The sequence below is a fragment of the Sporosarcina sp. P34 genome (assembly GCF_002743375.1).
GTDB lineage: Bacteria > Bacillota > Bacilli > Bacillales_A > Planococcaceae > Sporosarcina.
Map to the genome: position 1 here is coordinate 50,459 of NZ_PDZC01000015.1, position 13,539 is coordinate 63,997.

Sequence of the window (13,539 nt, forward strand, 5' to 3'; positions counted from 1 at the left end):
AAAAGCTGCCGCAAGTCGACCAAATGACATAGTCGTCTCGCAGCAGCTAAAAGTATTTTCTCTATGTTAATCAAAGACCGATTGCAGTTTGGTTTCGATGCGCTAGAAGTTCTTTCAACGATTCTACTTGTTCGTTAGGCAACGCCATCATCGGCAAGCGAACGCCACCAACCGGTACGCCCAACAAGTTCAACGCAGCTTTAGTTGGAGAAGGGTTCGGTGCAGCAAACATTGCGTGCATGATTGGCAATAGACCACGGTAGATGGTCGCGGCTTGCTTTGTATTGCCCGTTTTGAAGTGGCGCACCATTTCCGCCATTTCATTTCCTATAATGTGAGCAGAAACGGACACGATGCCTGTTCCACCGATAGCTAGTACAGGCAGTGTAGACGCGTCATCACCTGTGTAGACAAAGAAGTCATCTCCAGTATGTTCAATAATCGCAGCTACGGCTTCTAGGTCACCACTCGCTTCTTTGACAGAAGTAATATTCGATATATTGTTAGCCAGTCGGATAATCGTTTCCGGCAACATGTTTACAGCGCTACGTCCCGGAATGTTGTACAGCATGATCGGTAGTGTAGTCGTTTGGGCAACCGTCTTGAAGTGTTGGTACAACCCTTCTTGACAAGGCTTATTATAGTACGGGACGACGAGCATGATTCCGTCGACGCCAGCTTCTTCTGCTTGGATCGTCAAATCAATGGATTCTCTTGTGCTGTTCGTTCCTGTACCTGCAATAACCGGGGCACGTCCTGCAACTGTTTGCACGGTGAATTTGAATAGATCCACTTTCTCTTGTGCGGTAAGAGTAGGGGATTCTCCTGTCGTACCTGCGACAACTAGTGCGTCTGTTCCATTGGCTAGTAAGTGATTGATTAAGGTTTTTGTTGCTGGGTAATCGATGTCTCCTCTTTCATCAAACGGAGTTACCATCGCTGTCATAATTGATCCGAAATTCATTATTCTCCACATCCTATCATTTTATTAAAAAACATAGAGGTGGGGGCGATATAATTGAACGCAAAAAGCAACAACGAGGGCTCGCTGTTGCGTTGAAATAATGAATTATTTCTTTGCACGAGATAGCCCACCATACAGTTTCCCATATGACAATCCTGCACTTGTTCAGTCCAGAATCAGCTTGGAGGTCATGAGAGTCTCGCCGCTTCGGCAAATTCCCCTTTCCACAATCTTCACAGGACCTCATGATCCTCTAATTGCGTACTAATGGTTTTTGCGCCTCTATCCTTATTTCCGAATTATCGAAATAAGTGAAAGTTTAATTACCCCTACTGTACTTGGTATCTGAAGAAATAGCAACCTTTAGTTTTTTAGATGATTGTTTTGTCTATCAATGACACTTCGTGCAACAATGCGTCTACAAGTGTACGGAAGTCGCCTCATTCCTTCGACAATTCATCGCCCAGTATTGTGTTAGCCACCAAAAAGTGCTATCTTATCAGTATAATAGCCTAAGAGTAAACTGGGCTTTTCTTGCTTGATTTATGCATTACATATGTTTTCTGAAAAGGGGAATTCGATGAGTACTATACATGAGTCCGCGAATAACAGGCCGGAAGAGTTACAGCGTATACTAGACAAAGAATTATTACAGTTGGAGAAAATTACGATTGATGATTTCGAAGTAGATCCTATCGAGAAGCCTGTCACGCAAGAAGATTTAAAGCAATTTCAGCAATTTACCTCGACGAGTTTCCGCTCTCTAGAAGAATTGTTTGAGAGCAATCAAGCCGTTTTGCCCGTAGACGAGGCAATCACGCGTTTGCAAGATGAAGCACAGGAAGACCGTGTTCAAATGGCTAAACGTGCAGTGCAGATCTTTAGTTTATTTGAAGATGTACGTCAAACGGTTGATCCCGAATCGGTCGATTTGATCGCACAGTTGGATGCAGTGTTGGATCAAGCGCATTTATTACTGGAAGAAATCGGCATAACAGAGCTGCCGGTGTACGATGAGTATTTCGATGAAAGCTATATGGAAGCGGTTGGCACAATCCCCGAAGAAGAAGCGCAAGGGATTGAGCGTTTTAAAGTGGCGGCTGTATTCCGCAGAGCCTTTTCAATCGAAGGTCAAGTCATTCAAGATGCACTAGTGAAAACGGTTTCGTAAAAGGGGGAACGTGTATGACGAGCATAACAATTGATCAATGGGTGAGTCACTACGCAAGCCCGTTTAGTAGGTGGAGGTGATTCAATGAGTTCATTCACTAACGTTCCCATGTTAGTTCAACAAATGCAACAAGAAATACGACAGAAACGTTATACATTAGCGCTTGATACGATACGTGAACTGGAAAAGCTAAATGTGAGCCGCAAGCAGATTCTGTGGCATAAAGCATTGCTTGAGAGCAAGGTCGGAAATTTGCATGTGGCATTGGCCTACTTGAAGGAACTAGATAGCGATGAGCTACATGCCGTCAAGTTACAACAAACGATTACCGACAATTGGGATACGTACACGCAGATCATCGCTAAATATAACGATGCAGTATCGGAAATTCAGCTAGGATTTGGCGAAAAAGCATTACATATCATAGATCACGCGATGCAACTAGAAGGAAAATTGCCCATCCCGATTGAATTATATCGTATGAAAACGATCTTGTTGGCACGTTATGAAAGCGGCATATTATCTCGCTATACGGCGGGGTTACCTTTGTATGCGCTCGATGATTCGACAATTAAACGTGTCGTGGCGGCAGAGCCTCCGCGTCCAGATATCCCACGCCCGGTTCCAAAGCCTAAGCGAAAGCGCAAGCTGAAAAAAGAGGCGGTAGTATTCCTTGCTAGTGTTGCGACCGTCCTCTTGGTATCCGTCGTCTGGCTACTAGCCAATCTCCTAGCACAGCCTGAAACCGCTACGGAGTCGCCAACTCCAGCACCGGTGAAAAAGCCCGTTATGACGGAGACTGTGCCGAAGAAAGACAAGCCGGTTGAAAAGGTAGTCACAAAACCTAAAGAGGAAGCCACGCTTGAATTCGTTTCAAATGAAGCGGCGAAAACATATTATAATGAAGGCTACAGGCAATTTTTAAAAGAAGACTTCCCAGCAGCTGTTGCGTACTTTGAATATGCTGTGCGTACGGAAGAAAGTGATTACTTCACAGATGATGCCTCGTACTTCCTAGCTTCAAGTTATTTGCGCGAGCAGAAATATGAAGATGTAGTGGAAATCGCGAAAGCTTTCCATAAAGAACAAGACGTGAATTATCTGGAATCACCTTATCGAGAAGGCATCCGTCTTCAAGAAAGCCGCGCTTTGTGGCAGCTAGGTAAGGAGACTCAAGCCGTGTCGATTCTGGATGAATTGATTCATAAGTCGAATGAAGATTGGGTGACGTATGAAGCGAGGGCTATGAAGAAGTTGGTAGTGGATGGTGAGAGTGGAGAGGACGACGAGGCCGCTAGCTGAGTTGGCTTTGGGTTGGGGGATTGAGTGTGAATACCGCGCTATTGTGTGTACGCACCGCGCAATTGTGCGTATACACCGCGCCAAAGTCAGGGCGGACCGCGCCATTGTGTGTTCACACCGCGCAAAAGTCGGAGCAGACCGCGCTATTGTGCGTCTACACCGCGCCATTGTGTGTTCAGACCGCGCGAAAGTTAGGGCGGACCGCGCAATTGCGCGTCCATACCGCGCCATTGTGCATCCGAACTGCGCAATTTCCACGCCAAACCGCGCCAACCCACCTAAACCACAAAAAAACAGGAGCAATCCACGAAGTCAACTGACTTCGCGGATTGCTCCTTCTGTTATTCCAGTGATTGAATCAATTCAATATTATGTTTCTCCCACTTGGTCATCTTTCCGTCAAAAGACGGGTTCGGTTCGTACCAAGACTGTGAGCCAAAGTAGTTTTGCAGTTCTTTAGATTTGAATACATAGCCGTGCCGTGCATAGATTTCATTGCGGGCTAGACGCAATTCCTCTTTTGACAGTCCTTTTAGATCGGATGTATCGAGGAACACGTCACCGCTATACGAGATGATGAACTGGTCGTTGGACTCGTTAGCTGGAACTTCTTTAATTACTTCTTTGACAATAACGGTTTCGACAGGTTCTTCCTTCACGACGTCGTTTTGTACAACTGGCAAATCATTGTCGGTTTCCACGTTGGTTGCGATGGCCAATTCTTTGATGGAATCAAAAGCGAGATGAACCGATTGCTTTGCGCCGAATACGTTCGCTTGAATTTCTTCACGTACGCTTTCGTCCTGTAAAGTTGTGGTCATTTTGATAGGATAAATTCCTGCCATATACGGGCCAAATTCCGCTTGTTCATTACTTTTTTTAATATAGCCTATCTCTGTATCGTGGATCGATAGTACGGTTTCCTCCCCGATAGATTTCACTTTGAGAATATAGCCCGCCGGATTAATCGTATAGTGGGGGAAGAGGCCGAAACGCTTTCCTGTTACATGCATTGAGAACATGCCTTCGTCGGTCTTTTCTTTTAAATTGGTTTCTATTACTTGAACGATAGAAGGATTTTTCTCAACCAACGTAAGTAATGCTCCGATACTTTCTGCGTTAATTGAAATACGACTATCTTTCGGCACAATCAATTCATGCAATGCGTCTTGATCTTGCTCGATCAGCGCTGAAATGAAGTGCTCTGTTGTTGCCTTTCGACCGTATTTCGTTTCCATAGCGTAATAGCTCGAAATCGCGGCTAGCACAATAACTAGTAATACAATCGGATACAATGGGGTTTTCAGTAACGACCGTTTTTTATTCAAATTACGTGATACGAGAAACGTTTTGCAGTTTGTACAGTACTCTTGCTGGTTTCTATTCAATTCATTACATATCGGACATTTTTTCATGTGAATTCTCCTACTTCATGCTACGGTTCTATCTTTTGAATGCAAGTATAGATACCAATGTAGTCAAGATTATACTATGACTGACGGGATTATTCTAGATGTAAGGAGGGTTGTGGCGTAAAGGAAGTGGAGCACTGAATATGCAGGAAAGTGGATTATTCAAGATTCGTCATATAAAATAGTCCTATATAACGTATAGGATGTATGAAGATGGTAAATGGTAAGTTATAATGGTTTAAAAGATTCCCATATTGCTAAAGTGTGACAGGGAAGAAAAGAGGCGCGAATGAAAGGACAGCATCGTATATTTTTGACGGTATGTATTGGTTTGCTGGCGGTACTTGGATTTCAAGGGATCGTCAGTGCAGAAGCCGTTTCACATGAGTTATTGGTAGAGTATGAAGAAACTCGTCAGTCATTTTCGGTAGACGGAAACTTACCAGGTGTAGAAAGTCGTGAATCGATCACAGACGATGTAGAGTTATGGAGTTTCACAGATTCAGCTGAGATGCTATTAATGAAAGAACAACTTCTTGAAGATCCAAACGTCTTGCATGTTGAAACGAATCATGCGCGTTATTCGCATGTCCAATTCAACGATCCTATTCTTGTGAAGCAGTGGTGGATTCCACAAATGAAGCCGCAGTTGATGTGGTCTCGGGTGAAAGAGCAAAAGAAAAAGACTGTCGTAGCCGTCATTGATTCTGGCATTGATCTGTATCATGAAGACTTACAGGAGCGAATTCAGCCAGGCGGTTATAATTTCTACGCAGATAATTCAAATGTTCAGGACGTCAACGGTCATGGAACGGCTGTCGCGGGAGTCATTGCCTCTAGGGCTGGGAATAATTTAGGGGGAGTGGGAATTGCGGGAGGATTTGACACCAACGTATTGCCGTTGAAAATCTCGCACCTGGACGGTCTTAGTAAAGTGTCTGATAGCATCAAGGCGATTGATTACGCCATCTTAAAGCAAGTCGATGTGATCAATATGAGTTACGGCGGTAGCCAATACTCCCAATTTGAGGAGAGAGCGATTCAGCGTGCAGTGGAATCGGGTATCACGGTCGTTGCGTCAGCAGGAAACGATGCAACGAAGGGGAATGCCACTATGTTTCCCGCTTCTTATCCATCTGTCATTTCAGTTGGGGCAACGGAAAGAGATAATCAACGCGCTTCCTTTTCAAACTATAACTCTCACGTGAGCTTAGTTGCTCCGGGCGCAGCCATCTATACGACTTCAATCAAGAATAGTTATCTATCAGTCAGTGGAACCTCTTTTTCAGGACCTATGGTAGCAGGTGCCGCGGCTTTAGTGAGGTCTTTGAAACCTGAAGCAACGCCTGCGGAAATTAGTCGCCTACTTGAAATGACAGCGACGGACTTAGGGACACCGGGTAAAGATATGTATTTCGGTGCAGGTTTAGTCAATATAGAACGACTTAGCAACGCGCTGCCTGCTGTCACTACACCTGCTCCACCTAATGAATTTACCGGTGATTTTCCAGAATTGGAGGTACTACCGAATAAAGTATTCACCATCAAATTTACAAGCGAATTACCAATTGGAAAAGAGCAAGCTTCACATATTTTTATTACCCGTACGCCAAATAGTGCAGAACGTATCGAAAGTTTTACAGCGAGAGTGGATACTATGAATAGTAAGCAATTATTCATTACACCAACTACAGAATGGCAGCCAGGTGTTCATTATTTACGGGTGGATCGAGGGCTACAGAATAAAAATGGGATTGCGATGAAGAAGTCCTTTGCTGTGAAGTTTACTGTATATGCTGACTAATCCCATACAATCGAAAAAGGCTATTGCGATCAGTCATGGAGACTCTCGCAATAGCCTTTTGAGTACTTTACTTCGTTACTTTAGAAAACATTTCATCCGTACTAACATCTAAGATCATATCGTCCACTTCAGGTTTCGTCTTAATCATTTCCATTTCATGGAGCCAGTCCCGCACATCTTCCCACGATGTTTCATCCAGAGCGCCAAATGCTTCACCGTTTGTATCCATCTTAGGCAATAGAATTTGTAAGCTTTCCGTTTCGATTGCTTTGTCTAACGGGAAGTTTGCTTGATCTTGGTTGTTCAGCAAGAGATCGAGGGCTTCTTCGGGCTGTTCTACCATAAATTCATAGCCCTTTTGTGCTGCTCGCCAGAAAGCCTGGATTGCGTCTTGTTCTTTATCCCATGTATCATTACTCGTCAATAACACGATTTCACTATAATTCGGCACGCCATAGTCTACTGGATTAAAGTAGCGCGTTTTGAATCCTTTGGAGTCCATGACAGGCACTTCGTGGTTAATAAATGTTCCTGTCACGGCATCGACGCGTTTTGAAACGAGTGACGATTCCAGTTCAAATCCGACGTCGATCATATTTATTTTGTCGTAATCGCCACCATCATTCGTCACCATTGTTTTAATCAGTGATTCATTCAATGGAATCCCAGGATAGCCGATTGTTTTTCCTTCAAGATCTTTAGGTGATTGAATCGAGCTTTCATCCAGCATGACGGTGTAATTAAGCGGCTCACGTACGATGGAGGCAATTGCTTTAACCGGAATATTTTCATTTGCTTGCGCTAAAATGACATCGGGTTGGTAATACAGTCCAAGTGTCACTTTTCCAGCTGCAGTTAAGTTCATTGGATCGGTCGGATTGGCAGGAAATTGAATGTCTACCTCCACGTTTTCTTCATTGAAATAGCCTTTTTCCTGCGCAACATATAGATAACTATGTACGGCATTCGGATACCAGTCGAGCATGATACTAACTTTTTTCATTTCATTGCTAGGTGTCTCTTTTTGTTCTGTAGTGGGCGCATCATTCGTACATCCAGCTAGCAATAATAGAAGAAGCGTGATGCTAAGGAACAGACGTTTTTTCATTGATGATTCCTCCAGTGTAAAAAGTGTTTTTCTAATACGACGACGAGTAAAAAGAAGATAATGCCTACTGCAGAAAGCAAGACGATCGGCGCGAAGACAGCGGCACTGTCAAATTGTGTCATCATTCTTCTGCTGAAATACCCGAGTCCTGCCTGCGCGCCTAGCCATTCTCCAATAGCCGCACCGATTACGCTCAGTGTGACCGCCACTTTGAGTCCGGAAAAGAAAGACGGCAAAGCGGAAGGTAGGTCCAGTTTATAGAAGATATCTTTTGAAGATGCGCCCATTGTCCGCATTAATTCACGTAAGTTTTTATCCGACGAACGTAAGCCGTCGAACACGCTGACGGTGATCGGAAAAAATGTAATGAGGACAGTGACCGCGACTTTACTCCAAATGCTGTAGCCGAACCATAAGACAAAAATCGGTGCGAGCGCGATGACAGGAATCGTTTGCGACGCAATCAGAATAGGGTAAAACGCTTGCTCAATTGGCTTCTTACTATACATCGCAATCGCCAATGTGGATCCGATGATGATCGAAATCGATAAGCCGATCAAGATAGTTAAAGCAGTCGGAGGTAAGTGGTGGATAAACAGCTCCGTTTTCAGCTCCCATAATCTGATCAGAATTGCTGAAGGGGACGGGAAGAGGAAGCTTTTGTCATACAGACGTGCTGCGATTTCCCATACGCCAAGTACGATTGCGACGAAAAATATCGACCAACTATACGAAGTTATCTTCTTCATAGCCGTTTCTCCGAACGAAGCTCGCTGATGAGTTGCTCTTTCAGTTCCATCAGTTCCGGTCGTGCCAAGTCCCGCGTAGTGCGTGGCCGGCTGAGAGGTACGACGACTTCGCGAATCGTCTGCACCGGTTTTTCAGCAAGTACAAAGATGCGATCGGATAGAAATAACGCTTCGTCGATATCATGTGTGATGAAGACAATGGTTTTATCGAGCTTTTGCCATTGATCGATCAACCACTCTTGCATCGTCAGCCGCGTGATTGCATCGAGTGCGCTGAATGGCTCGTCCAATAATAAGATATTCGAGCCGGTCAGGATCGTTCGTAAGAAAGAAACACGTTGTCGCATCCCGCCTGATAAGTTTCCAGGGTAGGCGTTTTCTTCTCCCGCCAGTCCGAAGTCAGCGAGTAGTTGGATGATTTCATCGGAAGAAAGTTTACGCCCTTGAAGCTCTACTGGTAATTGAACATTTTCTAGAATCGTTCGCCATGGCATGAGTAAGTCTTGCTGCGGCATATAGCCGACCTTGCCTAACCGCTTCGTCGCCACTTCTCCGTTCAATGAAATCTCCCCACTGTCAGGGTTCTCAAGGCCGGTGATGAGTCGGAATAACGTGCTTTTACCATACCCGCTTGGTCCAATAATGCTAATGAATTCGCCTTCTTGAACGTGCCAGTCTACTTGATCGAAAATAACAATTGGTTTCGAAGCTTTCGTTGCTTGATAATGAAAAGAGACATTTGTAAACTCTAAAACTGTATTCACCATATTCATACCACTTCTCATTTCTTCAAAAAATTCACACAAAAAAACCACTTCTCTGTGCGAAGCGGGTGCATAGTACGGCCTAAATCCGTCATATGTCCACTTCCCTCCGCTAGCATTATCTAGTGCAGGTTCAAGGGTTAAGGCGAACGCCTTTCTCAGCAAAAGCACCCCTAGTGTTTATCCAACTCTTATCGTTACATAGTCTAGTAAAGTAGTCAACTTCAATTTAGTAATTTTTCTAGTAACCATCCGCAAACCTCTTGCATTTAATTGGTCATCTATGTAATATAATGACTAATAGACCAAAATGGTATTCTGGTCATTTTTAAAGGAGTGTCATCATGGATCGCAGAGAAGAAATCATATTGGCGGCTGAAAAATCATTTTCGATGTTTGGCTATAAGGCGACTACGATGGATCAGGTAGCGAAGATTGCGAATGTAGGAAAAGGAACGATCTATACGTTTTTCTCAAATAAAGAGGAATTATTTCATTCGATCGTGTGGAAAATGGTTGAAGAAATGAAAGACATCTCTGAACGCACAGCAATAGAAGGTGCGTCTTTTCAAGAGAATGCCCATGCGCGTATTATGCAGTTGCTGAAATTTCGCGAGACGCATCAGTTATTCATTAAATTGATAGAAGAAGAGAAAGAGTTACGTACCCCGGCTGTAGGTGATGTGTTAACTACTATTGAGAAGGAAATAGTGAATTTCATTGCGGGAAAGATTGATCGCGGTATCGCAAAAGGTGAATTGAAGCCATGTGACAGCAAGTTGATTGCATATCTTTTATTTAAATCTTATTTGGCACTAGTTAACGATTGGTCCAAAACGCATGACGACCAGCTGACGGAGAAGCAAATCACGGACGTGTTGAACAATACAATTTTCTCCAGTTTGTTAGTGTGACGTGCAAATGACGGAATATAGAGTGAGGGTTTATGTTAGATGAATAAAATATGGTTCATAGTCAGACGGGATCTTCGGAACATCTTCAAGAATAAAGCTGCACTCATTGTCATTGCGGCCATTGCGTTTCTCCCTTCCCTTTATGCTTGGATGAACATCCTCGCCTCGTGGGATCCCTATTCCAATACGAAAGGCGTAGAAGTCGCGGTCGTCAGTGAAGACATAGGTGCGAAAATCGAGGATAAGGAATTCAATGTCGGGGATGAAGTCATCGTCTCGCTGACCAAGAACGATGATCTAGGTTGGCAATTCGTAACGAAAGAAGAAGCGCTAAAAGGCGTGAAACACGGCGATTACTATGCTGCGATCATCATTCCGGAAGATTTCTCAGAGAATTTAAGTAGTATCGTTACCGATGATATTAAAAAGCCATCATTGGATTACTATATTAATGAAAAAATCAATGCGATTTCCCCGAAAGTAGCGGGCAAAGGTGCGTCTGCTATTGTAGAAAATATCGATAAGACATTCGTCGAACAAACGAATGAAGCAGTGCTCAAGGTATTCAATAATCTTGGAGTAGAACTCGAAGGAAATCGAGTGAATATCGAAAGAATACGGGATTTAATTTATCAATTGGAGTATGACATTCCTGAAATTTATTCAAAATTACAGATGGTAGATAAAGGCTTAGATTTTGCCGATTCATCTATCGACCGCGTAGATATCGTGCTGGACGATGTCAATGCCGTGCATGCTAATGCGAAAAAGTTGAACGCACGCTTGATCAATAAGTTGCAAGAGAATGAAAAGGCTGTAGATCACACGTTGCGCGTCATTACGTCTAACCTGGAAAGTGCACAGACGGCATTCCGCAAAGTACCTAATTTGACGAGTGAGCTGTCAGGCAAAGGGGAAGATGTCGATCGTCTTGTCGATTCGCTACGTGATAAGCAAGGCAAGTTGGAAGATACGAATGCGCGTTTAGATGATATTTACGATTATTTGAAAAAACAAGATCAGAATCTCAAAGACTCTACAAATATTAAAGATTTGCAGAGTACGTTGAATGGTAGCGTCACAGATTTAAACCGTCTGAAAAAGAATTTGGAAACGATTATTTCCACTTTGCAGAATGTCACTAATCCGGCGACTGATTTAATTACGCAAACACAAGCGCTGTCTGACAAGCTCGCTGAAGATATGGAAAAAATCAAAGATAATTACGAAAATGTATTATCACCGCAAACTCAAAAGCTCATGAAGCAGTTGAATGAGCTTTCCGTAAATATTACGAGCGTATTGGATCGCGCAACAGAAGTAAACGGCAATGCGCAGAAAGTCGTTCAAAGCTTAATCAGTAAGCGTGAATCCATTGACTTCAGTAAATACCAAGAGCAACTCGGCACTATGTCTACTGCGATAGAAAGTCAGATTGGTAAAATGGATACAGTCATTTCTGTTTTAGAAGCTGCAAGTAAAGTGACAGGCAGTGACAGACTTGACGGTCTGCAACAGAGATTCGATGCGTTGCGAGGTCAATTATCGTCGACCAAACAAGCCATTGATAAAGTGCAAGCCGCTATCAATAGAGGAGAGAAACCGAGCCTCGAGTTGTTGAATCAACTAAATGGACAGCTACAGGCAAGTCAGCAAAGAATTGGTGATGCACGCAATCAATTCGACGCGAATAGCCAAAAAGCAATCCAAGATGCGATGGCACAACTACAAACTTTCGATGAAGGACTTCGCGATCGTTTCAATGAACTTCAAGCCTCGAAGACAGAAATTGATGAGAAGCTTGCAGGATTGCTAGAAACAGCGGAAGATCCGAAGGTGACGATCGGCGTACTTCAAACGATGGTCGGCCGAATCGATAATGGACTTTCGGCAATTGGCTCTATCCAAAATGGATTAACGGATCTTGAGAATTTCATTAATTCGGATAAACTGTCCAATGAAATCGAACGAATCAAAACGGTTCAAGACAGCCTGACATCAGCCCATTCATCCGTGGACGGTTTGGTGGGACGAATCAATGAATCGAAAGCGAACGGCAAAAAGCATTTGGCCGAAGTCGATCGTGTATCGGGAGAATTGGATCGTTCAGTTGGGGAGGCTATCGATTTCGTCAATAGTGATTTGACGAGAAAGTATAAATCCGCGATCCGTGATGCAACGAATGCCTTGTATGATGTGTCCGACGTACTGGATGAAGTAAATGGACGGATTCCACGTCTGCGTTCTGCGCTTGAAAAAGCAGAAGAAGGCGTGGCACTTGGCAAAAAAGATTTGGCGAAAGTACAACAACAATTCCCTGAAGCACGAGACGCAATTGAAAAGATGGCAGAGAAAATCCGCAAGTTAGAAGAAGACGGAGAGTTGGATAGATTATTGGATGTTCTTTCGACGGATCCGACAGGCGTCAGTAAATTTCTAGCTGAACCCGTCGTCTTGAATGAACATGCGTTATATCCGATTCCAAACTACGGTTCAGCCATGAGCCCGTTCTACACGACACTTTCATTGTGGGTCGGTGCGTTGTTGATGGTATCCACGTTGAAAGTCGACATCCGAGAGAAGACACGATTTAAAAACTATCAAACCTATCTTGGACGATTGATTATATTCGCTGGGATTGGCACAATTCAATCATTAATCGTCACGCTCGGTGAGTTATTCATCATGAATGTCTACGTCGTCAACAAGCTACCATTTGTATTATTCGGTGTACTGATCAGCGTCGTATTCGTTACCATCGTCTACACACTCGTGTCCGTATTCGGTAACACTGGAAAAGTCATCGCGATCATTTTGATGGTTATGCAACTCGGCGCATCAGGAGGGACATTCCCGATCCAAATGGCACCAGAATTCTTCCAACAGATCTCTGCATTTATGCCATTCACGCATGCGATCACCTTATTGCGTGAATCTATTGGTGGAATCATCTGGGAAGTCGCGTTGAAACAAATTCTCTATCTGCTCATCTACTTCGCATTAGCACTAGGTGTAGGGCTTGGATTGAAGAAGTTTTTCAATAAATCGAGTGATAAGTTTATAGAGAAGGCGAAGGAAAGTAATATTGTGATGTGATGGAATGAATGGGTAGATAGAAAGACTGCGCTGGGGGTCGTGTTAGTTGTGACGGCTTCTAGCTGCGGTCTTTTTTTGTGGTTTTGGGAGGTGGATTGGGGTTGGGACGCGCTATTTGGAGCTTAGACCGCGCTAAAGTGATGCCACACCGCGCTATTTCCGCTCAGAACCGCGCTAAAGTCATGCCACATCGCGCAATTGTCGCTCTGAACCGCGCCAAAGTCGTCCAACACCGCGCTATTGCCGCAATGAACC

The 13,539-nt window shown here is 43.9% G+C and carries 10 protein-coding genes and 2 riboswitches; of the genes, 5 read left to right on the plus strand and 5 right to left on the minus strand.

Translation table 11 applies throughout. The features are described 5' to 3' along the window. Positions 1-70 precede the first annotated feature (70 nt). Positions 71-964, minus strand: a complete 894-nt coding sequence (dapA, locus tag CSV63_RS15575; RefSeq protein ID WP_099696631.1) for a 4-hydroxy-tetrahydrodipicolinate synthase — start codon at positions 962-964, stop codon at positions 71-73. A 115-nt stretch (positions 965-1,079) separates the two neighbouring features. After that, a riboswitch (Lysine riboswitch) is annotated at positions 1,080-1,257 on the minus strand. A gap of 287 nt (positions 1,258-1,544) precedes the next feature. On the opposite strand from dapA, the gene grpE reads away from it, so the two are divergent. Further along, positions 1,545-2,135, plus strand: coding sequence for a nucleotide exchange factor GrpE (gene grpE, locus CSV63_RS15580; protein ID WP_158233186.1), 591 nt, complete (start codon positions 1,545-1,547; stop codon positions 2,133-2,135). 84 nt (positions 2,136-2,219) lie between these two features. Continuing rightward, positions 2,220-3,437 carry a tetratricopeptide repeat protein gene (locus CSV63_RS15585; RefSeq protein ID WP_099696632.1) on the plus strand — a complete coding sequence of 406 codons (1,218 nt, stop codon included), beginning with the start codon at positions 2,220-2,222 and terminating at the stop codon, positions 3,435-3,437. Between the two features lie 341 nt (positions 3,438-3,778). Here the strand turns inward: CSV63_RS15585 and CSV63_RS15590 are convergent, their stop codons facing one another. After that, entirely contained in the window at positions 3,779-4,852 is a 1,074-nt protein-coding gene (locus CSV63_RS15590; RefSeq protein WP_099696633.1) for a YARHG domain-containing protein, read from the minus strand. Between the two features lie 286 nt (positions 4,853-5,138). Here CSV63_RS15590 and CSV63_RS15595 point away from each other — a divergent pair, with 286 nt between their 5' ends. Continuing rightward, positions 5,139-6,653 carry a S8 family peptidase gene (locus tag CSV63_RS15595; protein ID WP_099696634.1) on the plus strand — a complete coding sequence of 505 codons (1,515 nt, stop codon included), beginning with the start codon at positions 5,139-5,141 and terminating at the stop codon, positions 6,651-6,653. A gap of 67 nt (positions 6,654-6,720) precedes the next feature. Here CSV63_RS15595 and CSV63_RS15600 read toward each other — a convergent pair whose 3' ends face one another. The 3 genes from CSV63_RS15600 to CSV63_RS15610 are packed head-to-tail and all read right to left on the minus strand — an operon-like array spanning position 6,721 to position 9,277. After that, positions 6,721-7,761 (minus strand): ABC transporter substrate-binding protein, encoded by a 1,041-nt coding sequence (locus tag CSV63_RS15600; RefSeq protein ID WP_099696635.1) that lies wholly within the window; start codon positions 7,759-7,761, stop codon positions 6,721-6,723. Beyond that, complete coding sequence (locus CSV63_RS15605) at positions 7,758-8,510, minus strand: ABC transporter permease (protein WP_099696636.1); 753 nt, start codon at positions 8,508-8,510, stop codon at positions 7,758-7,760. The genes CSV63_RS15600 and CSV63_RS15605 overlap by 4 nt, the downstream gene beginning before the upstream one ends. Further along, positions 8,507-9,277 carry an ABC transporter ATP-binding protein gene (locus CSV63_RS15610; RefSeq protein WP_099696637.1) on the minus strand — a complete coding sequence of 257 codons (771 nt, stop codon included), beginning with the start codon at positions 9,275-9,277 and terminating at the stop codon, positions 8,507-8,509. Before CSV63_RS15610 ends, CSV63_RS15605 begins: the two co-directional genes overlap by 4 nt. A gap of 84 nt (positions 9,278-9,361) precedes the next feature. Continuing rightward, positions 9,362-9,459: riboswitch (TPP riboswitch) on the minus strand. A 159-nt stretch (positions 9,460-9,618) separates the two neighbouring features. Between CSV63_RS15610 and CSV63_RS15615 the strand changes: the two genes are divergently transcribed. Continuing rightward, positions 9,619-10,188, plus strand: coding sequence for a TetR/AcrR family transcriptional regulator (locus CSV63_RS15615; protein ID WP_099696638.1), 570 nt, complete (start codon positions 9,619-9,621; stop codon positions 10,186-10,188). Between the two features lie 39 nt (positions 10,189-10,227). Then, positions 10,228-13,284, plus strand: a complete 3,057-nt coding sequence (locus CSV63_RS15620; RefSeq protein WP_099696639.1) for a YhgE/Pip domain-containing protein — start codon at positions 10,228-10,230, stop codon at positions 13,282-13,284. Positions 13,285-13,539 lie beyond the last annotated feature (255 nt).